This window comes from Streptomyces sp. NPDC102451 (assembly GCF_044765485.1).
Lineage (GTDB): Bacteria > Actinomycetota > Actinomycetes > Streptomycetales > Streptomycetaceae > Streptomyces.
In genome coordinates this window covers 453081-479887 of record NZ_JBIWKD010000003.1, presented here as the reverse complement: position 1 = coordinate 479887, position 26807 = coordinate 453081, and the positions used below count along the sequence as shown (strand labels likewise).

Below are 26807 nucleotides of genomic sequence, written 5' to 3'. Positions count from 1 at the left end.
GGCCCCGGCGCCCCTCCGTGGGACTGCCGTCAGCCGTTCCGCCCGGCCTCACGGCGACGGCGCCGGCTCTGTGCCACCGCACCCGCGCCGAACACCAGGGCGGCGCCCGTCAGGGAGACCGCCGTCGCGGCGGGCAGATAACCGGTCGAGGACTCCTCGGCGGAAGCCACCAGACCGGCCTCACCGGCCGCCGCGTGCTCGGCGTGCTCCGCGTGGACCGGGTCCGCCTTGACCCCGGCCTTCTCCGCCTTCTCCGCCAGCTCGGCCGCCGAGAGCTGACCGCCCTTCATGCCGGTGACCTCGCCGTTGCCGCCGTCGAAGGCGATGTCGGAGCAGGAGTAGAAGTTCTCCTGGCTGTCCGAGCGGATCCAGTGGATGAACAGCATGTGCTTGCCGGTCCTGCCCTGCGGGAGCTGGAGGTCCCAGTAGTAGTTGCCCCCGTCCGAGCCGGCGCCCCCCGACTGCGGCGGGTTGCTGACGGTCTGGGTGAGCGTCAGGTCGTCCCACGCCAGCGGCTGGTCGGGCGTCCAGCCGTCCTTGGTCAGGTAGACGTCGAACTTCCCCGGGTGGGCCGCCCAGTTGCTGTACTTCACCTGGATCGTGGAGCCGGCGGTCAGGTGCGTCGTCGGCCAGTCGCTGCGGGCCGCGTTGTACGAGGAGAAGTTGTACGGGCCGTTGTGGCCGCCGCTGCACAGCTCGCCGTCCGGGATATAACCCTTGGTCCGGCCACCGCCGTTGGAGTCCAGCACGCCGAACCAGTTGTACAGCGGGGTGGTGCCGGTCTGCGCGACCGCTGCGGCACAGGCAGGGTTGGACGGGGTCTGGTTCCCGCTCGCGATCATGTCCTTGTAGCACAGGTAGCTGCGTGAGCCCGGCTCCATGGCGACGCCGTGGGCGGACGCGGGGGTGGGCAGGCCGGCCAGGGTGAGGCCAAGCAGGCCCGCGCCCAGGAGGCTCAGCACGCGGGGTGCGCGTCGCGGCGTCGTCCTGCTCCGGAGGGTGGTTCGCATAGCCATGAGGTTGATCTCCTCTGGGGGGATGAAGGAGAGTGCGAAGGTGGTGTGGGAGCGCTCCCAAAAACGTAGCGCGCGTCGGGAGGTCTGTAAACGCTCCGTGCACCGGCAACCACAACTTCCCCCGGAAGGGCCGAACTTGGCCAGCTTCCGGGGGATCTCGGCGTCCTAGGCCAGCTGCTCCGGAAGCTCCGCCGCGTGCAGCACGATCAGACCCGAAACCGCACGGGTCAGGGCCACGTACAGGCGGCGCAGCCCGGTGCGCTCGTCAGGCTCGCCGTCGACCACCGCCGCCGGCTCGTCCAGCACCACGTAGTCGTACTCCAGGCCCTTGGCCAGCGAGGCCGGGACCAGGGTCAGCCGGGACGCGGCCGTCGTCTCCTCACCCGGGGAGAGATACGCGTGCCCCGCCGCTCCGAGCGCCGCCGCCAGGGCCGGGATGCGGGCGTCGGCGGCGATCAGGCCGATCGAGCCCTCGTGGCGCAGCGACTCCTCGCACGCCGCGACCACCGCCGCGTCCAGCTCCCCGGCCTCCGCCACCTCACGCACCGCGAGGGAGCCCGGCGCCTCACGCACCGACTCCACCGGGGCGAGACCGGGCGAGATCGAGGGCAGCAGCCGGGAGGCGTACGCGATCACCTCGCGCGGCACACGGAAGCCGGCCGTGAGCTCCTCCACCAGCGCGTCCGCCTTGCCCAGATGGAACAGCGCCTGCTCCCAGCTCGCCGTCGACCACGGCGTCGTCCCCTGCGCCAGGTCACCCAGCACCGTCGCCGAACCGGTCGAGCAGCGGCGGCCCACCGCGCGGTACTGCATCGGCGACAGGTCCTGCGCCTCGTCGATGACGACATGGCCCAGCGAGTGCGTCCGGGCCACCAGGTCGGCCGCCTCGTCGACGAGGACCGCGTCCGCCGCCGTCCACCTCGCCGCCTTCACACTGCGGGCGGGCTTCGCCATCAGGATCTGCTTCTGCTCGTCGCCGTTGAGGATCCCCTCCGCGTGCGCGGCCAGGAACTCCGCGTCGGTCAGCAGCCGCAGCACGAGCTTCGCCGGCTCCACCGCGGGCCAGACCGCCTTCACGGCCGCCTTCACCGCGGGGTTACGGGCCACCGCGTTCTGCACCCGGTCGTCGGGGGCCTCGCCCGCCTCCTCCATCCGTACGAGAACGGCGTGGGCGATGCGCTGCGGAAGGGCCTCGTGCGCGGCCCCGTACCGCATGTCGCGGGCCAGGAGCTCGGCGGCCATCTCCTCGACCTCGTACGCCGGGACCCGCCAGCGGCGGGAGCCGCGCACCACCACGACCGGCTCCACCGGCATCGTCACGTGCGAACGGATCGCCCGCCGCAGGACCTCCGCCATCCGCGCGTCGCCCTTGATCACCGCGGCGGTGGCCTCGTCCGTACCGCGCACCTCGACGCGGGCCGCCACCAGGTCCTCGACGGTGGCCTGCTGTACCTCCAGCTCACCGAGCGCGGGCAGGACCTGCTCGATGTAGTGGAGGAACGACCGGTTCGGGCCGACGACGAGCGTTCCCGTACGGGCCAGACGCTCGCGGTGCGCGTACAGGAGGTAGGCGACCCGGTGCAGGCCGACGGCCGTCTTACCGGTCCCGGGCCCTCCCTGGACGCAGACCGTGCCGCCCAGATCACTGCGGACGATCTCGTCCTGCTCCGGCTGGATCGTCGCCACGATGTCGCGCATCGGGCCCACACGGGGCCGCTCGATCTCCGCCTGGAGGAGCCTGCTGGTCTGCTCGGTCTCCGCCGGGTCGGTGAGGTGCTCGTCCTCGTACGCGGTCAGCTCGCCGCCGGTGTAGCCGAAGCGGCGGCGGTGGTCGACGTCCAGCGGGTTGTTCCTGGACGCCTGGTAGAAGGGCTGGGAGACCGGAGCGCGCCAGTCGATGACCATCGGGTCGCCGTGGGCGTCGTGGACGTGGCGGCGCCCGATGTAGAACCGCTCTCCCTCCGCGCCCTCCGCCTTCTCGGCGCCGACCACGTGCAGGTAGTCGAGGCGGCCGAAGAACAGCGGGGTGTGCGCGAGGTCGGCGAGCGCCTTGATGCGGTCGTCGATCTGCGACTGCAGGACCGCGGCGTTGACCCAGTTCGCGGTGACGTCGCGGATGTCGAGCGCCTGCACGTCCTCACGCATGGCGCGCAGCGCGGCACGGGACGCGGCGAGGTGCGCCCGCTCCCTCTCCAGTGGATTGCTTGTCTCTTCGTGCGCGGGCACGGTGTTGCCTCCGGCTTTTCGACGCAGGACGGCGGACAGGGCTCAGCGCCCGGTCCGCTCGGGGACGTTCACACACGGATGCGCACGCGTGGCTGGGCGCGTGCGGCTGTTGTCGGCCGGTTTCCGTCCGGTCGGCGGCGCTCCCCCGGCTGCCGGCCGCTCGAAGGGCTGGCCGGTACCACGGTGCGGGAGGCGGGCAGACCGGCGATTGTATCGACCGCCGCGGCCGGGGGCGAACGAATAAACGTGGCGGTTACCGGCCGTCGGACCCGTCCCGCTGCGACTCCTGGAAGTCGGTGACGGCTTCGCCGTGCCGGTCCGCCCACTCCGTCAGGGCCGTGATGGGCACCACGAGCGTCCGGCCGAGCTCGGTCAGGCTGTACTCGACCCGCGCATCCGCGTACACATGGCGCTCGACGAGGCCGTAGCCCTGGAGCTTGCGCAGTGTCTGGGTGAGGACCTTGCGTGAGATGCCGCCGATGAGGCCGACGAGTTCGCCGTGCCGGCACGGCCGGCGGCTGAGCGCGAAGACCACGACGACGGCCCATTTGTCGGCGATGATCTCGATCGCCAGCCGGGCCGGGCAGTCGGCGAGGAAGACGTCTCCGGCCGGGTGGCTCATGGAAGGGAAGGTACCAGGAGGTACCTGGCCGCTCAGTAATTTCGTCGGTGTGCGGGCGGAACCGGCCCCCGGAACCGCGCCCAGCCACCCACCGAGAGAAGGACGGGTCACACCCATGCCACGAGTCGTCGTGTTCGACAGGACCGGAGCCCCGGACGTCCTGCACCTCGTCGATGAACCGGTCGACGAACCCGGCACCGGCGAGGTGCGGATCAGGATCGAGGCCGCCGGCGTCAACCGGCTCGACCAGATGATGCGCGCCGGCCACTACCCCGGGCCCGTCCGGCTGCCGCACGCCCGCCTGGGCTGCGAGGGAACCGGCACCGTCGACGCCGTGGGCCCCGGCGTCGAGGGGATCGCGGCCGGCGACGCGGTCGTCATCACCGCGGTGCCCGCGATGGACCTCAACGGCACCTACGCCGACTACACCACCGTGCCGGCCGCGTCCGTCATCCCGCGGCCCACCGGTCTCGACGCCACCGGAGCCGCGGCCCTGTGGGTGGCGTACTCCACCGCCTACGGCGCGCTCATCGAGAAGGCCGGGGTGCGGCCCGGTGACCACGTCCTGATCACCGCCGCCTCCAGTGCCGTGGGCCTGGCCGCGATCCAGGTCGCCCGCCAGATCGGTGCCGTGCCCCTGGCGGTCACCCGCAGCACCGCGAAGAAGGACGCCCTGCTCGCCGCCGGTGCGGCCGCCGCCGTCGCCACCGACCAGGACGACGTGACCGAGGCCGTCCACCGGTACACCGGCGGGGCCGGCGCCGACATCATCCTCGACACCGTCATGGGCCCCGGCCTGGCGGACCTGGCGAAGGCGGCGAAGCCCGGCGGCACCCTCGTCACCGCCGGATGGCTGGACCCCCGGCCCGCGTCGTTCCCGATGAACTGGCCCCTGACGGTCCTCGGTTACGCGAGCTTCGAGCACACGCTGGACCCCACGGTGGTCCGCCGCATCGCCGCGTTCCTGGACGCCGGTCTGCGCACCGGGGCGCTAAGGCCCACCGTCGACCGGGTGTTCGGCCTCGACGACATCGTCGCCGCGCACGCGTACCTGGAGGAGGGCCATCAGGTCGGCAAGATCGTCGTCACCGTCTGACCGAGGACGGCGCGGCGGGCGTCCGTCCCGTAGGGGAGGGGTCCCCCTTTCGGCCGACCCGGGGCCGCGCACACTTAGGCCGGTCGGCCGATGCCGGGGCGCGGGCGGGCGGAGCACCATGGAATACATGAGCACCGTTCACCTGAACCCCCGCAGGACCGGCCCCGCGCACGGCGCGACCGCGGCCACCGGTCACCCTCGCAGCCACCGCATGGGAAACGCGGTGCGCGCCGTATCCGTCTTCGCACGCACCGCGTTCGGGGTGGCCGTCCTCGGTGAGTACGCGGAGGAGGCGGGCGTCGTCCGCCGCCACCGCTGAACCCGCCCGGCCGGCCGCCCGGGACCGCTCAGCTCTCCGTCAGCAGCTCGTCCGCGTCGACGATCCGGTACGCGTACCCCTGCTCGGCCAGGAACCGCTGGCGGTGCGCCGCGAAGTCCTGGTCGATCGTGTCGCGCGCGACCACCGAGTAGAACCGCGCCTCGTGCCCGTCCGCCTTCGGCCGCAGCACCCGGCCCAGCCGCTGCGCCTCCTCCTGTCGCGAGCCGAACGTCCCCGACACCTGGATGGCGACCGTCGCCTCCGGCAGGTCGATCGAGAAGTTCGCGACCTTCGACACGACCAGCACGCTGATCTCGCCCTGACGGAACGCCTCGAACAGCTTCTCCCGCTGCGCGTTGCTCGTCTCGCCCTTGATCACCGGGGCGTCCAGGTGCTCACCGAGCTCGTCGAGCTGGTCGATGTACTGCCCGATGACGAGGGTCTGCTCGCCCTGGTGCTTGCGTACGAGCGCCTCGGTGACCTTCCGCTTCGTCGCGGTCGTCGCGCAGAACCGGTACTTCTCCTCGGCCTCGGCCGTCGCGTAGGCCAGGCGCTCCGTGTCCGTGAGGTTGACGCGGACCTCGACGCAGTCGGCGGGCGCGATGTAGCCCTGCGCCTCGATCTCCTTCCACGGGGCGTCGAACCGCTTGGGCCCGATGAGCGAGAACACGTCCGACTCGCGGCCGTCCTCACGCACCAGCGTCGCGGTGAGCCCGAGGCGCCGGCGGGCCTGGAGGTCGGCGGTGAACTTGAAGACGGGCGCGGGCAGCAGGTGCACCTCGTCGTAGATCACGAGCCCCCAGTCCCGGGAGTCGAACAGCTCCAGGTGCGGGTAGATCCCCTTACGGCGGGTGGTCAGCACCTGGTACGTGGCGATGGTGACCGGCCGGATCTCCTTGCGCGTACCGCTGTACTCGCCGATCTCCTCCTCGGTCAGCGAGGTCCGCTTCACCAGCTCGTGCTTCCACTGCCGGGCGGAGACGGTGTTGGTGACCAGGATCAGTGTGGTCGCCTTGGCCTCGGCCATGGCACCCGCTCCGACCAGCGTCTTGCCCGCGCCGCAGGGCAGCACGACGACGCCGGAGCCACCGTGCCAGAACCCCTCGACGGCCTGTTTCTGGTACGGGCGCAGCGACCAGGTCTCCTGGTCGAGTTCGATCGGGTGCGCCTCGCCGTCGACGTAACCGGCGAGGTCCTCGGCCGGCCAGCCCAGCTTCAGCAGCGTCTGCTTGATCTGGCCGCGCTCGGAGGGGTGCACGGCCACGGTGTCCGGGTCGAGGCGCGCCCCGACCAGCGGCTGGACCTTCTTCGAGCGGAGGATCTCCTCCAGCACCGGCCGGTCGTTGGACGTCAGAACCAGCCCGTGGACGGGGTGCTTGGACAGGGTGAGGCGGCCGTACCGCGCCATCGTCTCGGCGATGTCGACGAGGAGCGCGTGCGGCACGGGGTAGCGCGAGTACTCCACGAGTGCGTCGACGACCTGCTCGGCGTCGTGTCCCGCGGCGCGGGCGTTCCACAGGCCGAGCGGGGTCACCCGGTAGGTGTGGATGTGCTCGGGAGCACGCTCCAGCTCGGCGAAGGGGGCGATGACACGGCGGCAGGCCTCGGCCTGGTCGTGGTCGACTTCGAGGAGCAGCGTCTTGTCGCTCTGGACGATGAGGGGTCCGGTCACGCGCGTCGGCCCTTTCCTGCGGGGGGTGGCCGCCCGGGTGCGAACGGCCAAACGTCAAGTGTGCCGCATGGGGGGCGTGAGCGGGGGAGCCGAGTGCCGAGCGGATACCGGCCTGGTGTCTGAACACCGGCCACGGAAGGGTGACAAGCCTATGCAGTGTCGTTTGGTGGTCTGTATCGTCAGATCTTGACGATACAGACCACCAAACGACATCAGCGGATGCATGGAGGGGCCGTCATGCTGCTTCGGTTCCAGGTGGCGAATCACGCCTCGCTCCTCGACGAGCAGGAGCTCTCGCTCGTCGCCGCCGACCGTCACGACAAGAGGGCCGAGGCGGCGACGCCCGGTGGTGAGCTCAGCGCAGTGCCTGTGCTGGCGCTGTACGGCACCAACGCGTCGGGCAAGTCGAACGTCATCGATGCCATCGCATGGATGCGGACGGCGGTGCTGTCGTCGTTCCGTCGCTGGGACCCCGACGGGGGTGTGCCGCGCCGGCCCTTCGCGCTCGGTGTGCGGGGCACGGAGCAGCCGAGCTCGTTCGCCGTGGACTTCGTCCTGGAAGGCGTCCGCCACCAGTTCGGATTCTCCGTGGACGACACCCGCGTGACCGAGGAGTGGCTCTACTACTACCCCGAAGGCAGGCAGCGCCGCCTCTACGAGCGCGACGCGGCAGACGTCGTCACGTTCGGCCGCTGGCTCACAGGCCGTCGGAAGGTGATCGCCGAGCTGCTCAGGCCGAACAGCTTGTATCTGTCCGTCGCGGCGGCACAGGGGCATGACCAGCTCCGCGGAGTGTTCCAGTGGTTCAGTTCCGGCCTGCGAGTGGCCACGGACCACAACTTCTCGCAGCGGCTCGACCGTACGGTCCAGCTCTGCCTCGCCGGTCGGCAGGGGGACGAGCCTTCGCCGGTGATGACGCTGCTCCGTTTCGCCGACCTCGGAGTGTCCGGGCTGGAGATCGCGGAGTGGGACGACGCCGTGCTGGAGGACCAGAAGCGGATCTCACGCGTTCTCCAGGAGGCGCTGGGAGAGAAGGCGAAGATCGAGGTCAACAGCAAGCAGCGGGTGAGAGTGGAGCACCGGACGGCCGAGGGGACGTTCGCCCTCGACCTGGCGCAGGAATCGAGCGGAACGCGGACGTGGATCGGACTCGTCGGTCCTGTCGTCACGGCCCTCGCCGACGGAGGGGTGCTGTGCGTGGACGAGATCGATGCGCGCCTGCACCCCTACCTGGTGGACGCGTTGGTCGGGATGTTCCAGTCCCGCGAGATCAACACGGCCGGTGCACAACTGGTCTTCACGACACACGAGGCGGCTCTGCTGGGACGGAATGTCAGGACGGAACTCTTCAGGGACCAGGTGTGGTTCACGGAGAAGGACCCGGGAGCGCTCACGACCAGGCTTTTCCCGATGACGGAGTTCTCCGTGCGGGATTCCGTCGACAACCTGGAGAGGCGCTACCTGGGCGGACGCTTCGGCGCGGTCCCGCATCTGGAGGACGAACCGCTGCGGGGCATGGTCGCGGCGCTCAGGCATGGGGGTGGCAGTGAGGCGGGGAAAGCCGCTGAAGCGGGCGAAGGGCGTACGCCAGGAGCAGCGTAGGTACCTCATCTACTGCGAGGGAGAGTGCACCGAAGTCCAGTACTTCCAGGGTCTGAAAGCCGAGTTGCGTGCGCTCCCGGTGGCCATCTGTGTGGGTGGTGAACACGGCGAACCCATGTCGGTCGTCCGCGCCGCGATCGAGCACAAGAAGAGGGCCCCGTACTCCTCCGAGGACCGCCGGACGGAGTACGACGAGGTCTGGTGCGTGATCGACGTGGAGGCGCCCACACCGCACGACGGTCTCGACGAGGCGCTGGCGCGGGCGCGACGGGAGGGCGTCGGGGTGGCTCTCACGAACCCCTGCTTCGAGTTGTGGATCCTGTTGCATTTCATGGATGTCTCGGGCTATCGCACGTCGAAAGGCGCGCAGAAGGCGCTCGAGGAGCTGGGGATCGGCGGGTACACCGCGAGCCGTAAGCATGTGGACTACGAGAGTCTTCGGGAGCGTTTTCCGGCGGCGGCCGAGCGCGCGCACCGCCTGAGGCAGCGGGGCACGGAACCCGGGCACACGAACAATCCGTGGACCGATGTGGACCAGCTGGTGGGGCAGCTCAAGGCGGCACGGCAGAGGCCCGGGTGAGAGCCGGCGCCTGTGCGCCGCGGCTCCTGCGGCCGAGGAGAGCCGTAGCGTGGAGGGATGGACGGAGCGGAGGTGGGCGGGGCCGGGGTGGGTGAGCAGGGGTTTCCCGCCCTGCGGGCGCCACGGTGCGAGGAGCTCGGCGAGCTGGACGCGCTCGTCACGCACTGCCGGGCCTGCCCCCGCCTGGTCGCCTGGCGGGAGGAGACCGCCGAGGCCAAGCGCGCGGCCTTCCGGGACTGGGACTACTGGGCGCGGCCCGTTCCCGGCTTCGGGCCGCCGGACGCGGCCGTGGCGGTCGTCGGGCTCGCGCCCGCCGCGCACGGCGGGAACAGGACCGGCCGGATGTTCACCGGTGACGCGACCGGCGACTTCCTCTTCGCCGCGCTGCACACCGTGGGGCTCGCCTCGCAGCCGGAGTCCGTCCACGCGGAGGACGGGCTCACCCTGCGCGGCGTACGGCTCACCTCACCCGTGCACTGCGCGCCCCCGGCGAACAAGCCCACGCCGGGCGAGCGCGACACCTGCCGGCCCTGGCTGGCCGCCGAGCTGGAATTGCTGAGCCCGGGGCTGCGCGCGGTGGTGGTGCTCGGCGGGTTCGGCTGGCAGGCGGTGCTGCCGGTGCTCGTCGAGGCGGGCTGGCGGGTGCCGCGTCCGCGTCCCGTCTTCGGCCACGGCACGCACGTCGTGCTGCCCGCCACGGAGCGCAGGCAGGAGCTGCACCTGCTGGGCAGCTACCACCCGAGTCAGCGCAACACGTTCACGGGCCGGCTCACCATGCCGATGCTCGTCGACGTGCTCCGGGAGGCCGCGACCGTCGGCGGGCTCATGGCTCCCTGACCGCTTCCACTCGGCCGACCGGCCGTCAGGAACGGCTGGTAGAAAGAGGTGTCGCGTCGGCAGGGCGTCGATCGCGGGGGAGGAACGCCATGTCACAGCCGCCACCCTGGCCACCGCAGCAGCAGCCCGGTGCCCAGCCGCCCGCGCAGCCGCCGTACGGACCGCCGCAGACCGGGTACGGGAATCCGCACGGGGGGCAGCCCGTGCCGGACAACCCGTACGCGGCCCAGCAGCCCCAGCAGCCCGCACCGCCCCAGCAGCCCGCACCGCCTTCGCCGTACGGCGCGTATCCCCCGCCGCCGCCCCAGGGGCCGGGGACACCGCTGCCCCCGGCCCCGGGGAAGAAGAACCGCACCCCGCTGATCGTGGGAGCCGCTCTCGTGGCGCTCGTCGTGATCGGCGGCGGGGTGTGGTTCGCGCTCGGCACCGGCGGGGACGACGACCCCAAGGCGCCCGTCGCGAAGGGGAGTGCCACAGCTTCCGACTCCGCCTCCCCCTCCCCGAGCGTGACGGAGGAGACGCCCGAGGAGTCCCCCTCGCCCTCGCTCGTGCCCTCACCCACCGGGACCGGACTCCAGGCCGTCTGGCGGGCGTCCGACTCCACGATGCTGGGGCTGGGCGACGAGCACACCGACGAGCCCGCCCGGGTCAACGCCGTCCTCACCACCTCCGACGGCCTGGACTGCGAGGGCCGGTGGCAGAAGGACGAGAGCGGGGACTTCCTGGAGATGGCGCTGCTCTGCAAGGAGGACGGGGTCCGGGTCGCCGGCAAGGACCGCGTCGGCAACCTGGAGCAGACCGGGAACACCCTGACCGTCGAGTGGAAGAAGGGCGCCACCGGCACGGAGACCTTCGAGCGCTTCCGGGACATGGAGACCCCCTGAGGCTCCGCCGGCCACGGCGGTCAGGGCCGGGCCGTCAGGTCGTCTGCTCGTCGGCCAGCTCCGCGACGCCCGTGATCCGGTGCAGCGGATACGTCCGGACCTCGTCGGCGGTGTGGTCGTACGCCGTCACGAAGCCGCCCTCCACCTTGACCGGGGCGATCACCCGCTGGCTGGCCGCGCCCTCCGCGTTGACGTAGCCGATCCAGACGGCCGAGCCGGTCATCGCGGCCGCCTGCACCGTGGCCAGGGTCTCGGCGGCGGTCGTGCGGGGGAGGGAGCCCGCCGCGGAGGTGTCCGTTGCATCCCTGTGCACGGCCCTGGCGGCCGTGTCGCCCGCCCGGACGGCCCGGACCGCGGCGTTCAGCAGGGTGGCGTCCGGGACCGGCGGGCCCTCGGGGACGGGCGTGGGCGGTGTACGGGGCGGGGTGCGGCGGGCGCCGGCACGCGTGATCAGGACATCGCCCTCGGCGGACTCGGCGGCCGGGGCGTACCCCATCTCGCGCAGCCCTTCGAGCAGCGAGCCGGGGTCGGCCTGCGCGGCCAGGACGGTCGGCGCGAGCCGGCGCAGCCGCAGGGCGGCCGAGCGCTTGTCGGCGAGGATCTCGTTGAGCACGGCCTCGTCGTCGCAGCGTACGTAGGCGGAGGCGGCGCCGATCCGCAGATGGCCGTGGCGGCGCGCCACGTCGTCGATGAGATAGCTCAGCGGCTGCGGCACCGGCGTACGGCTGTGGGTGGCGAGGAAGGCGTGCAGGTCCGTCGCGGCCTGTCCGGCGTCGAGTGCGCGGCGTACGGAGCCGGGGGTGAAGCGGTAGACCGTCGCGCCGCCCTTGGACTCGATGTCGGCGAGCACCGAGAGCATGTCGGCGAGCGGGCGTTCCAGCGGGCCGGGGGCGACCGCCGTCAGGTCGGCCTGGAGCAGCACGTGGTCCAGGGGCTCGGGGATCAGCGGGGCGAGGCGGGCGGCGGCCGCGTCCGGGCCCTCGTCGAGCAGTGCGCGGGCCTGGGAGGAGAGGGCCCCGCGGCCGGTGATCCCCAGCAGCTCCGCGTCGTTGACCGTCCACAGGGCGATCCGGGAGCGGAGGTCGGAGACATTGCCCGGGGGCGTCGGTGAGCCCGGCCCCGAGGAGCGCAGCGGCCGTTCCCAGCGGAGCCGGGCGAGCAGGGTCTGCGGATCGGGCGCGGTGCCCGGCGGGAGCGAGGCGAACAGGGCCAGGACCCGGTGGCGCACCTCGGGGGCGGCCGAGCGGTCCAGGTCGGGGCCGAGCGTGGACAGGGCCCGGCCCTTGGCGTCCTGGCCGCCGATGAGGCCCGCCGTGCGTGTGGCGGCGAGCCAGGCGGTGGCGAGGTGGGCCCAGCGGTCCTGGGCGGGGAGGTCGAGCCACTCGTCGGAGGCGGGCGTCGGCGCGTACCGCTCGTCGGTCTCGCCGTCGGAGGCCAGCAGGCCCGCCGCGTAGGCGAGTTCGATCCAGAAGGCGGCGACGGGCTCCGTGGCGTCGAGCGCGGCGGCGGCGCGCTTCAGCTCGCGCACGCTCAGGCCGCCGGCGCGGAGGATGGCCGGGCCGCCGTTGTTCCAGAGCTTGAGCAGCTCCTCGACGGTGGACAGCGCCATGAAGCCCTGGCCGGCCGCGGCTCTGTCCACAGCCTGGGGATCCCGCTCGGCCGCCGCGACGAGCGCGGGCGGCACGGGCTCGGGCACGCGGTGGGCGCGGCCCGCGCGCAGATGCAGCGCCGCCTCGCGCGGCAGGACGACGGTGCGCGTCGACACCGGCAGCAACAGTCCGCGGTCGCGCAGCCATTGCACGGGCGGGGCGGGATTCGGGGTGACCTCCCCGTACGGCGGGCCCCAGACCAGCCGGTCGAGCACGGACAGCGCCTCGACCGGGGCGGTGTCCAGCAGCTCGGCCATCCGGGTGCGGTCCGTGAAGAGTCCGGCCAGGGCGGCGACGGCGGACACCGGGTCGTGGGTGGCGGGCAGTCCGGCGGCGGCCAGGATCTCCTGCAGCCTGCCGGGTGACATCCCGGCCGTGGCCTCGGCGACGGTCGGGCCGAGGCCCGTGGGGGAGGGGTGCTGCGGGGAGGGGGAGAGCAGCTCGCGCGCGGTGCGTACGAGGTGCAGCCCGGTGTCCTCACCCCAGACCAGGGCCTGTTCGCGCAGGGTCGTGAGGGCGGCGGGCAGCGCGGCGGTGATCGCCGCGCCGGCGTCGTCGCGCCCGTCGCCGTCGTCCTGGCCGTCGCCGGTGAGGAGCGCGAGCAGCGTGTCGTACGGAGCCGGGTCCGGCGCCACCGCCAGCGCCTCCGCGGTCTGCAGCGCGAAGCGGTCGAGGTGCTCCAGCGCACGGACGACGGAGGCGCGCGTGCCGGCCCGCGTCGCCAGCTGGGTGATGTCGTTCGGCACGGGGCTGAGCAGGTCGGGGCGGGCACGCAGCAGCCCTGCCAGCGATTCGTCGCCCCGGGCGCGCAGGGCTTCGGCGAGCGTGCGCGGTGGTGTGGTCGTCCCCATCCGTCCCACGGTAGCCCCTGGAACGCTACCGTCGGGGCAGGGCAGGTGGAGGGAGAAGGATCGCGTGGGCATCGAGAGCGACCAGCTCGTCTACGACTATCTCAGCCGGGTCGGTGACCTGGCGCAGCAGCAACAGCTGTCCTCGGGTGCCCGGATGAGACTCGTCGCGACGCTGCGGGGCGAGATCGACCGGCAGCGCGGCACGGACGGTTCGGACTCTCCCGCAGTGGTCCGGCGCATCCTCGGCAGGCTCGGCGCCCCCGGTGAACTCGTGGCCGCGGCGGCCGAGTCGGGCGACGGGGCGGCCCCCCTGCCGTCGCCCAGGACGGATGCGTCCCCGGCCGGCGCGGAACCGCGCGGGGTGCCACGGGCCCGGCGGAGCGTGCTCAGGAAAGCCGCTTCACGCAAGGGCGCGTCGCCGGAGGCCGGGGAGCCCCGGGAGTCCGGTAAGCCAGGACGTACGGACTTCGGAGGCGCGGAGCCGCCCCCCGGGGAGCCGGCCCAGGACTGGCCTTCGGCGTCCGCACCGCACATGGCGGGCCTGGACCAGGCCCCGTCCGGCGCCGAGCCCGAGTGGTGGCGGATCGAGCCGGGACCTTTCGGCGACGACGGACAGGGCGGTCGGAGCGTGCCGGGGGCGATGGGTCCGGGCACGGCGGTGCCCGGGTTCGTGGGCGGGCTGGAGAGCCCGGAGCTCTTCGGGCTGCCGAGCGCCCCGGGCCTCCGGAAGCCCCCGGGCCCGCGCGCCCCGGCCGAGGAGGAGGAGCCGGGGCCGACGGCCGGCGAGGAGGAGGCCGAGCCGCCCGCGGTGGTCCGCCCCCGGCGGAAGCTGCGGCTGCGCCGCCGCCGGGTCCTCGCGGACGGTGAGGTGGCGGCCGCGCGGCCCCGCCTCTCGAACCCGATGCTGCTGCTGGCCGCCGCGCTGCTGGTGGCCGGTGCCGTCTCCGGGCAGTGGCTGGCGCTCGCGGGCGGCTGGCTGCTGGCGTACAGCTCGCGCAGGTTCTCCCGCGCCGAGGCCAAGTGGGTCGCGATGGGCCTGCCGGGCGTGGTCGTGGCCGGGGCCTTCGTCTGGCTGTGGGGGCGGATGGATGGCCGCTGGGGCGAACCCCTCGCGGAGGGCGCGGTCGGCGACGCGATGTCGGACGTCTGGCCCGTGGTGGTGCGGGTGGCGGCGGTGGCGTCGGCGCTGTACCTGGTGTGGCGGGCGCGAAGACTCACGGGATGAGGGGCGTGCGTACGGAGTGGGGGACATCGAGTGTACGTTCGTACGCTCTCAGGGGGTACGATCGTACGCATGCCGACGGACTACTTCGCCAACGATCCGCGCACCAACCTGGAACGCATGCTCGCGGGTGATCTCTACATCGCCGACGATCCGGAGATCGCCGAGCGGCAGCAGCGGGCGATGCGCCTCGCGGCCCGCTTCCAGGCCGCCCACACCGAGGACGCCGACGCCGCCAGGACGATCCTGGCCGAGCTGCTGGACTCCGTGGGCGAAGGAGTCGACCTGCGCCCGCCGCTGTACGTGGACTACGGCAGCAACATCACGATCGGCGCCCGCACCTTCGTCAACTACCACCTCACCGCGCTGGACGTCGCCCGCATCACGATCGGCGAGGACTGCCAGATCGGCCCCAACGTCCAGCTCCTCACCCCCACCCACCCCGTCGAGCCGGGGCCCCGCCGGGACAAGCTGGAGGCGGCGCTCCCCATCACCATCGGTGACAACGTCTGGCTCGGCGGCGGCGTCATCGTCTGTCCCGGCGTGACCATCGGCGACAACTCCGTGATCGGTGCCGGAGCCGTCGTCACGAAGGACATCCCCGCCGATGTCGTCGCCGTGGGCAACCCCGCCCGCGTCGTCCGCAGCGTCTGACCGGGCAGCCCCCATGGCCACCGGACGCACGGACCCGCAGCGGCGCGAACGGATCCTCGCCGCCACGCTCGACCACATCGCCGAGGAGGGTGTGGCGGGCGTCTCCCACCGCAAGATCGCCGTACGCGCCGATGTCCCGCTGGGCTCGATGACGTATCACTTCGACGGCATCGACGACCTGTTGCGCGAGGCCTTCACCGGCTTCGCCGACCACATCGTGGCCGTCTTCGAGCTGTACCTGGGGCGGGCCGAGACCCCCGAGCAGGCCCGTGAGGCGGTCACCGACCTCATCCATGTGCTCTCCGAGGGCCCCCGCCGGGATCTCGTCCTCACCCAGGAGCTCTACACGCTGGCCGCACGGCGCGACGAGTACCGCGAGCTCACCCATGCGTGGATGAACCGCAGCCGCCGCCTGCTGGAGCAGCACTTCGACCCGGACACCGCCCGCACGCTGGACGCGCTGATCGAGGGGCTCGCCCTGCACCGGGCCCTCGACACCGAGCCGCAGGACCGCGAGCTGACGCGGCTGGCCGTGCTGCGGATGACCACGGCCGGCTGAGCCGGGACCGGAACCGCCTGTGGGGCGCGGACCTGACACCGCGCCCCACAGGCTTCAGCCGTCACTTCGCCAGGTCCGCCTGGAGCTCGTCGAGGATCCTGTCGGCCGCCGTGTAGCCGATGCCCTGGATCCACAGCTCGTCGTCGACGGGGAACACCTTGCCCGCCTTCACCGCGCCCATGTTCTTCCACAGGCCGCTGCCCACGGTCTGCGTCTGCTTGGACTTCTTCGCGTCCCCGTACGTCGAGTGGAAGATCACGTCCGTGTCCGCCTGGTCGATCTTCTCCGGGCTGACGTCGTACGAGAAGCCGTCCTTGGCCTTGTCGACGATCGCGGGCCGGCCGAGACCGACGTCGGCGAGGATCGTCGCGATGTAGTTCTTGTGGCCGTAGATCCGGATGTCCGCGCCCTCGACGAAGCGCACCATGTTGACCTCGGTGGCCGCCGCCTTCTCCTTGCCGCCGAGCGCCTCGGTGACCTCGCCGGTGTGCGCCTGGTAGTCGGCGATGACCTTCTCGGCCGCCGGGACCTTGCCGAGCGCGTTGGCGTGGACCTGGAAGTTCTCCTTCCAGGGGTAGCCCGTGTTCTCCGTCATGACCGTCGGCGCGATCTTCGAGAGCTCGCCGTACGCGTCGCCGTGGCGGAGCTTGCTGGTGAGGATCAGGTCCGGCTTCAGGCCCGCGACGGCCTCCAGGTTCGGCGTCATCATCTCGCCGACGTCCTTGATGCCCGCGACCTTCTCCTTCGGCAGGTAGCTCAGGTAACCCGACTCCGTACCGGCGTGCGTGGCGCCGACCGGCGTCACACCGAGGGTGAGCGCGGAGTCCAGCTCGGCGGTGTCCAGGACGACCACCCGCTTGGGGGCGACGGGGACCTCGATGTTGCCCATGGCCGTGGCGACGGTGTGGGTCTTGCTGTCCGAGGACGAGGCCGAACCGCCGGAGCCGGAGTCGGAGTCGGACGAGCCGCAGGAGGTGAGGACCAGCGCGGTGGCCATGGCCAGCGAACCGGTGACGAGCAGACGAGCCGCGGGAGCTGAGGGCATGTCAGAGAGCCTTTCCGGAGGGAGACGAGGAGGGAGACGAGGCCGGTGCGGGCCGGTCCGGGGACCAGGGCGCGCCGGGTACGACGAGCGGTGAACCCGTGACCGGGTCCGGGACGATGACGGCCTCCAGTCCGAAGACCTCGCGGACGAGTCCGGCGGTGACGACGTCCTCGGGCCGGCCCTCGGCGACGATGCGGCCCGCCTTCATGGCGACGAGGTGGTCGGCGTACCGGGCGGCCTGGTTGAGGTCGTGCAGGACGGTGACCACGGTCCGTCCCCGGGTGCCGTCCGCCGCCGGGGCGGCGAGCCGGCGCACCAGGTCCAGGACCTCCACCTGGTGGGCGATGTCGAGGTACGTCGTCGGCTCGTCGAGCAGCAGCAGATCCGTGTCCTGGGCGAGCGCCATCGCGATCCACACCCGCTGGCGCTGACCCCCGGACAGCTCGTCCACCGGCCGGTCGCCGAGCGCGGTGATGTCCGTACGCTCCATGGCGTCCGTGACCGCGCGCTCGTCCTCGTCCGACCACTGCTGCCACCAGCGCTGGTGCGGCTGGCGGCCCCGGGCGACCAGGTCGGAGACGGTGATCGCCTCGGGTGCCACCGGGGTCTGCGGGAGCAGCCCGACCGACCGGGCGATGGTGCGCGTGGGGATGCGCGACAGCTCCGTACCGTCCAGGAGCACCGAACCGCCGGCCGGCTTCAGCAGCCGGCCCAGCGCGCGCAGGGTCGTCGACTTGCCGCAGGCGTTGGGGCCGACGATGACCGTCACGCGCCCGTCGGGCACGGCCAGGTCCAGCTCGTGCACGACGGTGCGGTCCTCGTAGGCGAGGGTCAGGGCGCGCGCGGCGAGCCTGGACGGCGTCGTGGTGTCCGCGTCCGTGGGACAGGTCGTTGTCATGCGTTGCCTCCCGTGCGGCCACCGTGGCCACGGATGATCAGCCAGATCAGGTACGGGGCGCCGACCGCCGCCGTCAGCACGCCCACCGGAAGCTCGGTGGGGGAGAAGAGCCTGCGGGCCAGCAGATCCGCGGCCACGACGATCACGGCGCCGAGGAGCGCCGAGCACAGCAGCGGGATCTGCGCCGTACGCGTCATCCGGCGGGCGATCTGCGGGGCGAGCAGCGCCACGAAGTCGACCGGCCCCGCCGTGCCCGTCGCCACGGACGCCAGGACCACCCCGAGGGCGACGAGCCCGAGCCGTACGCGCCCGAGGCGCACGCCCAGCGCCGTAGCGGTGTCGTCGTCCATCGACACGGTGCGCTGCGCGCGGGCCGCCCACAGCACGGCGGGCAGCAGGACCAGGAGCGCCCAGCCGATGGGGGCGGCCTCGTCCCAGCCGCGGCCGTTGAGCGAGCCCGTCATCCAGATCTGCGCCTGCTGGGCGACCAGGTAGTCGCCCTTCGTCAGGAACAGGGTCGTCACCGACCGCAGGGCGATCGCGAAGCCGATCCCGATGAGGACGAACCGGGTCGCGTGGAGCCCGCCGCGCCACGCGAAGACGTACACGAGCGCGGCGGCGGCGACCCCGCCGATGACGGAGAGATAGGGCAGGACGGTGTACGAGGTGAGGCCGAAGGTCATCGCGCCGACGGTGAGCGCGCTCGCGCCCTGGCTGACGCCGATGATGTCGGGGCTGGCGAGCGGGTTGCGGGCGACGGTCTGGATCAGCGCCCCGGCGATCCCGAAGGCCGCGCCGACCAGCAGCCCGACGACCATGCGGGGCAGCCGCAGGGTGCCCACGACCAGCTCGTCCGGGGACGGCTGCCCGAGGACGACCTTCACGGCCTCCGCGGGCGCCACGAAGCTCTCGCCGGTGCAGAGGTAGGCGACACAGACCGCCGCCAGCAGGACGACGAGGGCCACCGCGACGAGCCCGGCCCGCCGGTGGAGCAGGAACCGCCCCCGCTTCCCGACCCGCACGACCCGGTAACCGGAGGGGCGGACCGGGGTCCGTACGGGCACTGCCGTGTCCGCGCTCATGCGGGCACCGTCTTCCGGCGTACGAGGGTGACCAGGAACGGGACGCCGATCAGCGCCGTCATCACACCCGCCGGGACCTCGCCCGGCGGGAACAGGACCCGGCCGACGACATCGGAGACCAGGAGCATCACGGGCCCGACGAGGGCCGCCATCGGCAGCAGCCAGCGGTGGTCGCCGCCCACGATCGCGCGGGCGATGTGCGGCACCGCGAGGCCGACGAAGGCGATCGGCCCGGCCGCCGCGACGCCCGCACCGGTGAGCACGGTGGCCCCGATGCCGCCGACGATGCGGACGGCCGCCACGTTCTGCCCCAGGCCCTTGGCGACGTCCTCGCCCAGCGCCAGCGCGTCGAGCCCGCGCGCCACGGACACCACGAGGACGGCGCCGATCAGCAGGAACGGCCAGATCTGCTGGGCGACCTGGGCCTCCCGGCCGGCGATCGAGCCGACCTGCCAGAAGCGGAACTCGTCGAGCGCCGACGCCTTGGTGGTGAGCACCGCCATCGTCACCGACACCAGCAGCGCGTTGATCGCGGCCCCGCCCAGCGCGAGCTTCACCGGCGTCGCACCGCCGCGCCCCCGGGCGGCGACGGCGTACACCGCGACGGACGCGACGGCGGCCCCCGCGAAGGCGAACCAGACGTAGCCGGTGAGGGTGTGGATCCCGGCGTAGGCGATCGCCAGGACCACGGCCACCGAGGCGCCCTGGCTGATCCCGAGGATCCCCGGGTCGGCGATGGGGTTACGGGTGATGCCCTGCAGCACCGTGCCCGCGAGGGCGAGCGCCGCGCCGACCATCAGCCCGATCATGGTGCGCGGCACCCGCATCTGCCGGATCACCTCGGCGGCATCGGAGTGCCCGCCGTGCAGCAGGGCGTCCAGGACCGCGGACGGTGCGATGGTGCGCGCCCCCACGGCGAGGCTGAGCAGGACGGACAGCAGCAGGGCGACGACGGCCGCGGCGATCGCGAGCGCGCGTCCGGACAGGCGTGGAGGGGCGGCTGCCATCGGAACCAATCGGGTGGGCGAGGGCCGGGAGTCGGCACGGAACGGGGCATTGCGAGGTAAGGCTTGGCTAAGTCTATGTGCGCCCTGTGGGCCCCGGCAGGGCGCCTCCGGGCCCCGGCCTCAGGCCGCCCGTGCCGTGCGCAACTCCACGTCCTGGGCGGTGACGGGCGCCTGGATGCCGTACACGTCACCGACGCGCAGACCGGCGGGCGTGCTGTACTCACCGCGCTCGGCGACGAAGGAGACCGCCGTCAGAGAACCCGGCTGCCAGAACGTGCGGTAGTGCGGTGCGTTCCCCGGGTACTCCGGGATCTCCACCAGCTGTACCCCGCGGCGGTCCAGGAGTCAGGAGCGGGCGGGTGCCGTGAGTCTGCACGGCGCCGGCGGTTCCGGGCGCCCCGGGGTCCCGTTGCCGAGGGGCCGGACACCTGGGCCGGGGTGGTCGGCACAATGGGTGCCATGTCCACACACACCTTGACGGTCGGTTTCGACCTCGACATGACGCTCATCGACTCGCGGCCCGGCATCAAGGTCGCCTACGAGGTACTGGCAGCCGAGACGGGTGTGCACATCGACACCGATCTGGTGGTCAGCCGGCTCGGTCCGCCGCTCCAGGACGAGATGCGGAACTGGTTCCCGGCCGACGCGATCGACGAGGCCTGCGACCGGTACCGCGCGATCTACCCGGACACGGCGATCGCACCGTCGACCGCGCTCCCCGGCGCGCGGGAGGCCGTCGAGGCCGTGCAGGCGCTCGGCGGGCGCGCGATGGTCGTCACCGCCAAGTACGAGCCGAACGCCAAGCTCCACCTCGCGCACCTCGGCATAGACGCGGACGTGCTGATCGGCGGGCTCTGGGCGGAGGGCAAGGCGGAGGCGCTCCTGGAGCACGGCGCGCGGATCTACGTCGGCGACCACACCGGGGACGTACGAGGGGCGCGCGCGGCGAACGCCCTGTCCGTCGGCGTCACCACCGGCCCGTGCGACGAGGCGGAGCTGCGGGCGGCCGGCGCCGATGTGATCCTGCCGGACCTCACGGCGTTCCCCGCCTGGCTGCGGACCTTCACGGCCGCCTGACGCCCGACGGGCGGGACCTGGGCGGCTACCTCGTGGCGGCGCGCTTCGGGGAGCTCTTCCACACCGACCGCACCACCCCCGCGGCGGCGATCAGGAAGCCCAGACCCATCAGCATGCACACCGCGTAGGCGATGGACGGGAACGGATCGGTGCCCAGGAACAGCGGGGCCACGGTGACCAGTGTGGCCAGTGCGCCGATGAAGAAGACGATCGCGCCGACCTGTACGAGCCGGTCGCCTGCGCCGGAAGGAGTAGTACTCACCCGGTCAGGGTAGTTCCCAGCTCGGCGGAACCGTTCGGCGACGTCTTGTGTCCGGCCCCTGGACCATTAGCCTGGGGCACGGCGGGTCGGAAGACCCGCTGTACTGCTATCCGGAGCCGTTTCGCGGCTCTCCCGCGCACCGACGAGTACGAGGACGAGGACAGACGTGCCCACGGGTAAGGTCAAATGGTTCAATTCGGAAAAGGGCTTCGGCTTTCTTTCGCGCGACGACGGCGCCGACGTCTTCGTCCACTCCTCCGTACTCCCGGCCGGCGTCGAAGCGCTCAAGCCCGGCCAGCGCGTCGAGTTCGGTGTGGTCGCGGGCCAGCGCGGTGACCAGGCCCTCTCCGTGGTGATCCTCGACCCCACCCCGTCCGTCGCCGCCGCCCAGCGGCGCAGGCCGGACGAGCTGGCCTCGATCGTGCAGGACCTGACGACGGTCCTGGAGAACATCACGCCGCTCCTGGAGCGGGGCCGTTACCCCGACAAGGCGGCGGGCGCGAAGATCGCCGGCCTGCTGAGGGCGGTCGCCGACCAGCTCGACGTCTGACGGGTGGCCGGGCCCCGGGGGCCCGGCCCGCCTCAGCGGCCGGTGACGGAGAACGCGTCCGGTGCCAGCGCCGGCACGAGGCCCTCGGCCGCCGCCCGGGTCAGCAGCCCCCGGATCGCCGCGTAGCCGCTCTCGCCCAGGTCGGCGGTGAACTCGTTCACGTACAGCCCGATGTGCTGGTCGGCCACGGCCGGGTCCATCTCCTGGGCGTGCTCCAGGACGTACGGACGTGAGCGCTCCGGGTCGTCCCAGGCCATCCGCACCGACGTACGGATCGACTCCGACAGCCGGTTCAGCGTCTCCTCGCCCAGCGAGCGCTTCGCGATGATCGCGCCCAGCGGGATCGGCAGGCCGGTGGTCGACTCCCAGTGCGCGCCCATGTCGGCGAGGCTGTGCAGACCGTAGTTCTGGTAGGTGAAGCGGGCCTCGTGGATCACGAGCCCGGCGTCCACCCGGCCGTCGCGCACCGCCGGCATGATCTCGTCGAACGGCATGACGACGATCTCGCCCACCCCGTCCGGCACGACCTCGGCCGCCCACAGCCGGAACAGCAGATAGGCGGTGGAGCGCTCGCTCGGCACGGCGACGGTCTTCCCCGTCAGGTCCGTGCCCGGCTCCTTCGTGAGGACGAGCGGCCCGCAGCCGCGCCCCAGGGCCCCGCCGCACGGCAGCAGCGCGTACTCGTCGAGCACCCACGGCAGGACGGCGTACGACACCTTCAGCACGTCGAGCTCGCCGCGCTCGGCCATGCCGTTGGTGAGGTCGATGTCGGCGAAGGTGACGTCGAGGGCGGGCGCGCCGGGGACCCTTCCGTGCGCCCAGGCGTCGAAGACGAAGGTGTCGTTCGGACACGGCGAGAAGGCGATCCGCAGCGCGGGGAGCGAGGCGGAGCCGGTCGCGGTGTCAGTCACGGTGTCGGTCGATTCGGTCATGCCGGGTCCAACTTTCCACTACGGGTGCGGTCTTCCCGAACGCCTCGGTGAGCGCCGCCAGGGCGTCGCCGATGCGCCAGGCCGCGCGGTCGCGCGGCCCCACGGCGTTCGAGACGGCCCGGAGCTCCAGCGCCGGCACACCGAACCTGGCGGCGGCCTCCGCGACGCCGAAGCCCTCCATGGCCTCGGCGACGGCTCCGGGATGTGCGGCCAGCAGCTCGGCGGTGCGGGCCGCGCTGCCGGTCACGGTGGAGACGGTGAGGACGGTGCCCGGCAGCGCGCCGGTGGCCTCCGCCACGTCCCGTACGAGGGCTTCGGGCGGCAGGAAGGAGTCCCTGCCGAAGCCGAGACCGGTGACGGGCACGAAGCCGTCCGGGGTCTCGGCGCCCAGATCGGCGGCGACGATGCCGGTCGCCACGACGAGGGAGCCCACGGGTGCGGCGGGCGCGAACCCGCCGCCGATACCGGCCGAGACGACGGCTGTGTACGGGGTGGACGCGGCGGACGCGGCGGCGAGGGCGAAGGCCGTGGCCGCCGCCGCGGCGGCCGGGCCCGCGCCGCCCGCGAGGACGTCGAAGGGGCCGGCCAGGTGCAGCTCGGCGCCCGGCACCTCACGTATCCGCGGCCCGTCCCCGAACGCACGCGTGACCGCGTCCCGTTCGGCCGGGACAGCGGTCACGACAAGCACCCGCACGGCGGTGTTCCTCGGGTTCAGGGGGTCGGTCAGGAGGGTCAGGAGGTCTTCGTGAGCTGGAAGTGCCAGACGCCCGTGAGCTTCTGACCCTTGGTCTCGACGATGCTCACCTGCGTCTTGTCCGCCGTGGTCTCGCCCGTCTGGCTGGCGAAGAAGGCGCTGCCGGGGATCGACCGGTAGGTCCTCTTGTACGGCTCCTGCTCGGCCTGCTGGCCGTTGATGAAGAGGGTCCAGCCGTGGTCCGCGATCTCGGGGTCGACGCCGAAGCGGACCTTGTCGTCCATCGCGACCTTGACGGACTTCTCCGCCTTCTTGTTCAGGCAGCCCTGGATCTCGGACTCCTTGAGCGCGTCGCCGTCGTTGTAGCAGGCGGCCTCGGTGCTCACCGAGTTGTCGCCGACCGTCACGGTGGCGAGCGGCGTCGGCTTGTCGCAGGCGGACAGGACAAGGAGTCCCGCGGACACGGCACCAAGAGCGACGCCGATTCGACGGCCCTTACCGGAGAAGAACGCAACGGTCATGGGCCGAAGGCTATCGGTCGGACCCGCTCATGCCACGCGGGGGTGCGGTGAGCCGCGCCGCGCGGCCCCCAGGAGGCCCCGTACGGAGGCCGCGGCGCCGAGTGCGAGGAGCCCCGCGGCGACGGAGATGCCGAGTACTCCGTTGAGGGGGAGCGCGATGCCGATGGCCCCTCCGACGACCCAGGACATCTGGAGCAGTGTCTCGGACCGGGCGAACGCCGACGTGCGCACCTCCTCCGGCACATCGCGCTGGATCATCGCGTCCAGCGAGAGCTTCGACAGGGCCTGCGTGAACCCGGCGACCGCGGTGAGGGCGGCGACCATCACCGTGCTGAAGAACACCGCGGTGAGCACGGCGACCCCCAGGGCGAGCCCCAGCACCGTCGCGACGATCACCTCGGGGCCGCGCGCCCTGAGCCAGGAGCCCACCGCCGTGCCGCAGGCGTTCCCGGCGCCGGCCGCGACCCCGACGATGCCGAGGGAGACGGCGGCGCTCTGCCCCGCCAGGGGGTGTTCGCGCAGCAGGAACGCCAGGAAGAAGATGAGGAAGCCGGAGAGCGCCCGGTGTGCGGCGTTCGCCTGGAGGCCGTGCAGGACTGACGGCCCGACGGACCGCAGCCCCGGCGGTTTCTCCCGCCCGCTCCGCCTCCTCGCGGCCCACGTGCTGCCGGTCCTGCCGCTCTTCGAGGTGCGGACACGGACGGGCGGCGGAGCGGCCGTCTCCTCGTGCGGGACGACGAGGCGTGCCTTGCGCTCGCCCTTCGCGGAGTCGACCTTGTGGGGCAGCGTGAAGGCGAGGACGGTCCCGCCGAGGAAGATCGCGCAGGCGCCGTAGAGCGGCCAGGGGGACCCGATGCTCTGCAGCCCCGCCCCGATCGGCGCCGCGACACCGGTGGCCAGCAGCCCGGCCAGGGTGACCCGTGAATTGGCCTTCACCAGGGAGAAGCGCGGCGGCAGGAGACGGGGCACCACGGCGCTGCGCACCACCCCGTACGCCTTCGAGCAGACCAGGACGCCCAGGGCCGCCGGATAGAGCTCCAGGCCGCCCGTGGCCACCGCGCCCGACATGGTGATCGCGAGCACCGCCCGGGCGAACATCGCACCGGCCATCGCGGCGCGGCGGCCGTGCGGCAGACGGTCCAGGAGGGGGCCGATCACCGGGGCGAGCAGCGTGAAGGGGGCCATGGTGACGGCGAGGTAGAGGGCGACGCGGCCGCGGGCCTCGTCCGTCGGTACGGAGAAGAACACGGTGGAGGCGAGCGCCACGGTGATCATGACGTCACCGGCGCCGTTGACCGCGTGCAGCTCGATCAGCTTGCCGAGGCCGGACTCGCCCGCCCCGTGGGCGTGGGTCGCCTTCCGGATCCCCCGCGCGGTGCCCGTGAACGGGGCGCGCAGGGCACGGCCCATCGCCCGGCCCGCCCTGCGGAGCGGCCCGGACCCGTCGGACGACCTGGCGGAAGCCACGTGGTCATAGTGCCCCACCCCCCGCCGTCACGAACCCATGATCGGGCCGGGGCGCGGCGGCGGCCGCTCCGTCGGGTGAGTCGGCCCCGGCCGGGAATTGGCCGGTACGCACCCTCGGGCCGGGGTGATTCCGCCCTCCGCCCGGCGGCCGGTCACCACCGATCCGCACGGGTTACTGTCCTGTTTGGGACGGGCAGGTGGGCGCGGGGCGGCGGAGAGGGTAGCGTGCACTCACGCGCCACCGGCGGTTGTTCTTGGCCGCGCGCCTCTCCGCGATCCCGCAGAATGGGTGGCAGAAGGCGCGCCCGAGGCAGGCACAACGGGTGTGGACGTCGACGCGGCCCCCAGGTCCGCTCCGCTCACAACTGTCATGGCCGAAATCGGACATCGATGGAGCTGCTGGCGCGCTCGTGAGACGGCGTATGGAGAGAAGCGAGACCTGTGAGTGCTGCGACGACGCGAAGCCGTACGGCCCGTACCCCCGCCCCTGACCGTCTGTGCGCCGAGGCGGTAGACCTCGCACGCGCGGCGGCGGAAGAGGCTGCCGCGCCAGGAGTGGTGGGTGAGCACGTGGCCCTGGTCTCCGAGGGGGACCGGGTCGTCACGCACTACTTCGAGTCCAAGGAGCCCGGCTACCGGGGCTGGCGCTGGGCGGTGACGGTCGCCAGGGCCTCCCGCGCCAAGAACGTCACCCTTGACGAAACGGTGCTGCTGCCCGGGTCCGACGCCCTCCTCGCCCCCGAGTGGGTGCCGTGGAGCGAGCGGCTGCGGCCTGGCGACATGGGGCCCGGCGACCTCCTGCCGACCGAGGCGGAGGACCCGCGCCTGGAGCCCGGCTGGACGGGCGAGGACGAGCCCCTGCCGAACTCCCCGGTCTCCGAGGTGTCCCAGGAGCTCGCCGCCCTCGCCGACGCCGAGGACGCGGAGCTGACGCCGCTGCCCGCGACGAGCCGCGGCTCGATCGCCGCGGTCGCGGACGAGCTCGGCACCCGACGAGCGCGGGTGCTGTCCCGGTACGGGCTGCGGCTGGCGGCGGACCGGTGGGACGAGGAGTTCGGCGCCCGTACGCCCATGGCGCAGGCCGCCCCGGCCTCCTGTGTCACCTGCGCGTTCCTGGTGCCGATGGCGGGCTCGCTGAAGCAGGCCTTCGGGGTCTGCGCGAACGAGTTCGCCCCCGCGGACGGCCGGGTGGTCTCCCTGTCGTACGGCTGCGGGGGGCACTCCGAGGCGGCGGTCATGCCGAAGCCGCCGAAGCCGGCGCCGCACGCGCTGGACACGATGCAGGTGGACGACTACTCCCTGCGTCCGGCCGACGACTCCGGCTCGGTGCCGGCGCAGCCGGACGGCTCCACGGACGACCTCGGCCACTCCTGACGCTCCTGCCCGCTGCGGGGTCCGGGCTTGCGGTGCCCGGGCATCGCAGGGGTGGGGGGCGGGGCCTCCTGGGACCGACTTTGTCCTCAATCGCCGGACGGGCTTGATT

General features: G+C 72.7%; 27 protein-coding genes. 12 read left to right on the top strand and 15 right to left on the bottom strand.

Translation table 11 applies throughout. From position 1 onward, the window contains the following. Positions 1 to 29: 29 nt before the first annotated feature. The 3 genes from ACIRD8_RS09290 to ACIRD8_RS09280 form a co-directional block, all read right to left on the bottom strand. Positions 30 to 1016, bottom strand: a complete 987-nt coding sequence (locus ACIRD8_RS09290) for a lytic polysaccharide monooxygenase (RefSeq protein ID WP_403988331.1) — start codon at positions 1014 to 1016, stop codon at positions 30 to 32. Positions 1017 to 1181: 165 nt separating this feature from the next. Next, on the bottom strand, positions 1182 to 3242 hold the full coding sequence (locus ACIRD8_RS09285) for a HelD family protein (protein WP_403988329.1): 2061 nt from the start codon (positions 3240 to 3242) through the stop codon (positions 1182 to 1184). Between the two features lie 253 nt (positions 3243 to 3495). Next, a complete protein-coding gene (locus tag ACIRD8_RS09280; protein WP_403988327.1) occupies positions 3496 to 3864 on the bottom strand; it encodes a winged helix-turn-helix transcriptional regulator in 369 nt (122 codons plus the stop codon). Positions 3865 to 3979: 115 nt separating this feature from the next. On the opposite strand from ACIRD8_RS09280, the gene ACIRD8_RS09275 reads away from it, so the two are divergent. Together ACIRD8_RS09275 and ACIRD8_RS09270 are read left to right on the top strand one after the other, a co-directional pair. Continuing rightward, positions 3980 to 4960 (top strand): zinc-dependent alcohol dehydrogenase family protein, encoded by a 981-nt coding sequence (locus tag ACIRD8_RS09275; protein WP_403988325.1) that lies wholly within the window; start codon positions 3980 to 3982, stop codon positions 4958 to 4960. Between the two features lie 127 nt (positions 4961 to 5087). After that, positions 5088 to 5279, top strand: a complete 192-nt coding sequence (locus ACIRD8_RS09270) for a hypothetical protein (protein WP_403988323.1) — start codon at positions 5088 to 5090, stop codon at positions 5277 to 5279. Positions 5280 to 5307: 28 nt separating this feature from the next. On the opposite strand, the gene ACIRD8_RS09265 is transcribed toward ACIRD8_RS09270, so the two are convergent. Then, the gene (locus ACIRD8_RS09265; RefSeq protein ID WP_403988321.1) at positions 5308 to 6951 is read right to left on the bottom strand and encodes a DNA repair helicase XPB; all 1644 of its coding nucleotides are present in this window, start codon (positions 6949 to 6951) and stop codon (positions 5308 to 5310) included. 237 nt (positions 6952 to 7188) lie between these two features. On the opposite strand from ACIRD8_RS09265, the gene ACIRD8_RS09260 reads away from it, so the two are divergent. From ACIRD8_RS09260 to ACIRD8_RS09245, 4 genes are all read left to right on the top strand, one after another. Beyond that, the gene (locus ACIRD8_RS09260; protein WP_403988319.1) at positions 7189 to 8553 is read left to right on the top strand and encodes an ATP/GTP-binding protein; all 1365 of its coding nucleotides are present in this window, start codon (positions 7189 to 7191) and stop codon (positions 8551 to 8553) included. Further along, complete coding sequence (locus ACIRD8_RS09255; RefSeq protein ID WP_403988317.1) at positions 8498 to 9133, top strand: RloB family protein; 636 nt, start codon at positions 8498 to 8500, stop codon at positions 9131 to 9133. Before ACIRD8_RS09260 ends, ACIRD8_RS09255 begins: the two co-directional genes overlap by 56 nt. 57 nt (positions 9134 to 9190) lie before the next feature. After that, a complete protein-coding gene (locus ACIRD8_RS09250) occupies positions 9191 to 9970 on the top strand; it encodes a uracil-DNA glycosylase (RefSeq protein ID WP_403988315.1) in 780 nt (259 codons plus the stop codon). 89 nt (positions 9971 to 10059) lie between these two features. Then, a complete protein-coding gene (locus tag ACIRD8_RS09245) occupies positions 10060 to 10854 on the top strand; it encodes a hypothetical protein (protein WP_403988313.1) in 795 nt (264 codons plus the stop codon). Between the two features lie 34 nt (positions 10855 to 10888). Here ACIRD8_RS09245 and ACIRD8_RS09240 read toward each other — a convergent pair whose 3' ends face one another. Then, positions 10889 to 13354, bottom strand: coding sequence for a helicase C-terminal domain-containing protein (locus ACIRD8_RS09240; RefSeq protein ID WP_403988311.1), 2466 nt, complete (start codon positions 13352 to 13354; stop codon positions 10889 to 10891). Positions 13355 to 13418: 64 nt separating this feature from the next. Between ACIRD8_RS09240 and ACIRD8_RS09235 the strand changes: the two genes are divergently transcribed. The 3 genes from ACIRD8_RS09235 (at position 13419) to ACIRD8_RS09225 (ending at position 15789) form a co-directional block, all read left to right on the top strand. Continuing rightward, positions 13419 to 14579 carry a hypothetical protein gene (locus ACIRD8_RS09235; protein WP_403988309.1) on the top strand — a complete coding sequence of 387 codons (1161 nt, stop codon included), beginning with the start codon at positions 13419 to 13421 and terminating at the stop codon, positions 14577 to 14579. A gap of 69 nt (positions 14580 to 14648) precedes the next feature. Continuing rightward, the gene (locus tag ACIRD8_RS09230) at positions 14649 to 15230 is read left to right on the top strand and encodes a sugar O-acetyltransferase (RefSeq protein ID WP_403988307.1); all 582 of its coding nucleotides are present in this window, start codon (positions 14649 to 14651) and stop codon (positions 15228 to 15230) included. 13 nt (positions 15231 to 15243) lie between these two features. Continuing rightward, the gene (locus ACIRD8_RS09225) at positions 15244 to 15789 is read left to right on the top strand and encodes a TetR/AcrR family transcriptional regulator (RefSeq protein WP_403988305.1); all 546 of its coding nucleotides are present in this window, start codon (positions 15244 to 15246) and stop codon (positions 15787 to 15789) included. Positions 15790 to 15850: 61 nt separating this feature from the next. Here the strand turns inward: ACIRD8_RS09225 and ACIRD8_RS09220 are convergent, their stop codons facing one another. The 5 genes from ACIRD8_RS09220 to ACIRD8_RS09200 all read right to left on the bottom strand — a co-directional run bounded on the left by ACIRD8_RS09220 (position 15851) and on the right by ACIRD8_RS09200 (position 20139). Then, entirely contained in the window at positions 15851 to 16834 is a 984-nt protein-coding gene (locus ACIRD8_RS09220; RefSeq protein WP_403988304.1) for an ABC transporter substrate-binding protein, read from the bottom strand. A gap of 1 nt (position 16835) precedes the next feature. Continuing rightward, the gene (locus ACIRD8_RS09215) at positions 16836 to 17732 is read right to left on the bottom strand and encodes an ABC transporter ATP-binding protein (protein WP_403988302.1); all 897 of its coding nucleotides are present in this window, start codon (positions 17730 to 17732) and stop codon (positions 16836 to 16838) included. Then, positions 17729 to 18814: a FecCD family ABC transporter permease gene (locus tag ACIRD8_RS09210; RefSeq protein ID WP_403988300.1), complete on the bottom strand. Its 1086-nt coding sequence runs from the start codon at positions 18812 to 18814 to the stop codon at positions 17729 to 17731. Before ACIRD8_RS09210 ends, ACIRD8_RS09215 begins: the two co-directional genes overlap by 4 nt. Further along, positions 18811 to 19821, bottom strand: coding sequence for a FecCD family ABC transporter permease (locus ACIRD8_RS09205; protein WP_403988298.1), 1011 nt, complete (start codon positions 19819 to 19821; stop codon positions 18811 to 18813). The genes ACIRD8_RS09210 and ACIRD8_RS09205 overlap by 4 nt, the downstream gene beginning before the upstream one ends. 120 nt (positions 19822 to 19941) lie before the next feature. Continuing rightward, positions 19942 to 20139, bottom strand: coding sequence for a hypothetical protein (locus ACIRD8_RS09200; RefSeq protein WP_403988296.1), 198 nt, complete (start codon positions 20137 to 20139; stop codon positions 19942 to 19944). 141 nt (positions 20140 to 20280) lie between these two features. Between ACIRD8_RS09200 and ACIRD8_RS09195 the strand changes: the two genes are divergently transcribed. Beyond that, positions 20281 to 20898 carry an HAD family hydrolase gene (locus ACIRD8_RS09195; RefSeq protein WP_403988294.1) on the top strand — a complete coding sequence of 206 codons (618 nt, stop codon included), beginning with the start codon at positions 20281 to 20283 and terminating at the stop codon, positions 20896 to 20898. Positions 20899 to 20923: 25 nt separating this feature from the next. Here ACIRD8_RS09195 and ACIRD8_RS09190 read toward each other — a convergent pair whose 3' ends face one another. After that, the gene (locus ACIRD8_RS09190) at positions 20924 to 21160 is read right to left on the bottom strand and encodes a hypothetical protein (protein ID WP_403988292.1); all 237 of its coding nucleotides are present in this window, start codon (positions 21158 to 21160) and stop codon (positions 20924 to 20926) included. A gap of 166 nt (positions 21161 to 21326) precedes the next feature. Between ACIRD8_RS09190 and ACIRD8_RS09185 the strand changes: the two genes are divergently transcribed. Then, a complete protein-coding gene (locus ACIRD8_RS09185) occupies positions 21327 to 21710 on the top strand; it encodes a cold-shock protein (protein WP_014154805.1) in 384 nt (127 codons plus the stop codon). A 32-nt stretch (positions 21711 to 21742) separates the two neighbouring features. Here the strand turns inward: ACIRD8_RS09185 and ACIRD8_RS09180 are convergent, their stop codons facing one another. The 4 genes from ACIRD8_RS09180 to ACIRD8_RS09165 are packed head-to-tail and all read right to left on the bottom strand — an operon-like array spanning position 21743 to position 25324. Next, entirely contained in the window at positions 21743 to 22642 is a 900-nt protein-coding gene (locus tag ACIRD8_RS09180) for a 1,4-dihydroxy-6-naphthoate synthase (RefSeq protein ID WP_403988290.1), read from the bottom strand. After that, on the bottom strand, positions 22614 to 23336 hold the full coding sequence (locus ACIRD8_RS09175; RefSeq protein ID WP_403988288.1) for a futalosine hydrolase: 723 nt from the start codon (positions 23334 to 23336) through the stop codon (positions 22614 to 22616). Before ACIRD8_RS09175 ends, ACIRD8_RS09180 begins: the two co-directional genes overlap by 29 nt. Positions 23337 to 23374: 38 nt before the next feature. Next, entirely contained in the window at positions 23375 to 23857 is a 483-nt protein-coding gene (locus ACIRD8_RS09170; protein WP_403988286.1) for a DUF2771 domain-containing protein, read from the bottom strand. 27 nt (positions 23858 to 23884) lie between these two features. Continuing rightward, the gene (locus ACIRD8_RS09165) at positions 23885 to 25324 is read right to left on the bottom strand and encodes an MFS transporter (protein ID WP_403988284.1); all 1440 of its coding nucleotides are present in this window, start codon (positions 25322 to 25324) and stop codon (positions 23885 to 23887) included. A gap of 441 nt (positions 25325 to 25765) precedes the next feature. Between ACIRD8_RS09165 and ACIRD8_RS09160 the strand changes: the two genes are divergently transcribed. Beyond that, entirely contained in the window at positions 25766 to 26698 is a 933-nt protein-coding gene (locus ACIRD8_RS09160) for a DUF3027 domain-containing protein (protein WP_403988282.1), read from the top strand. Positions 26699 to 26807 lie beyond the last annotated feature (109 nt).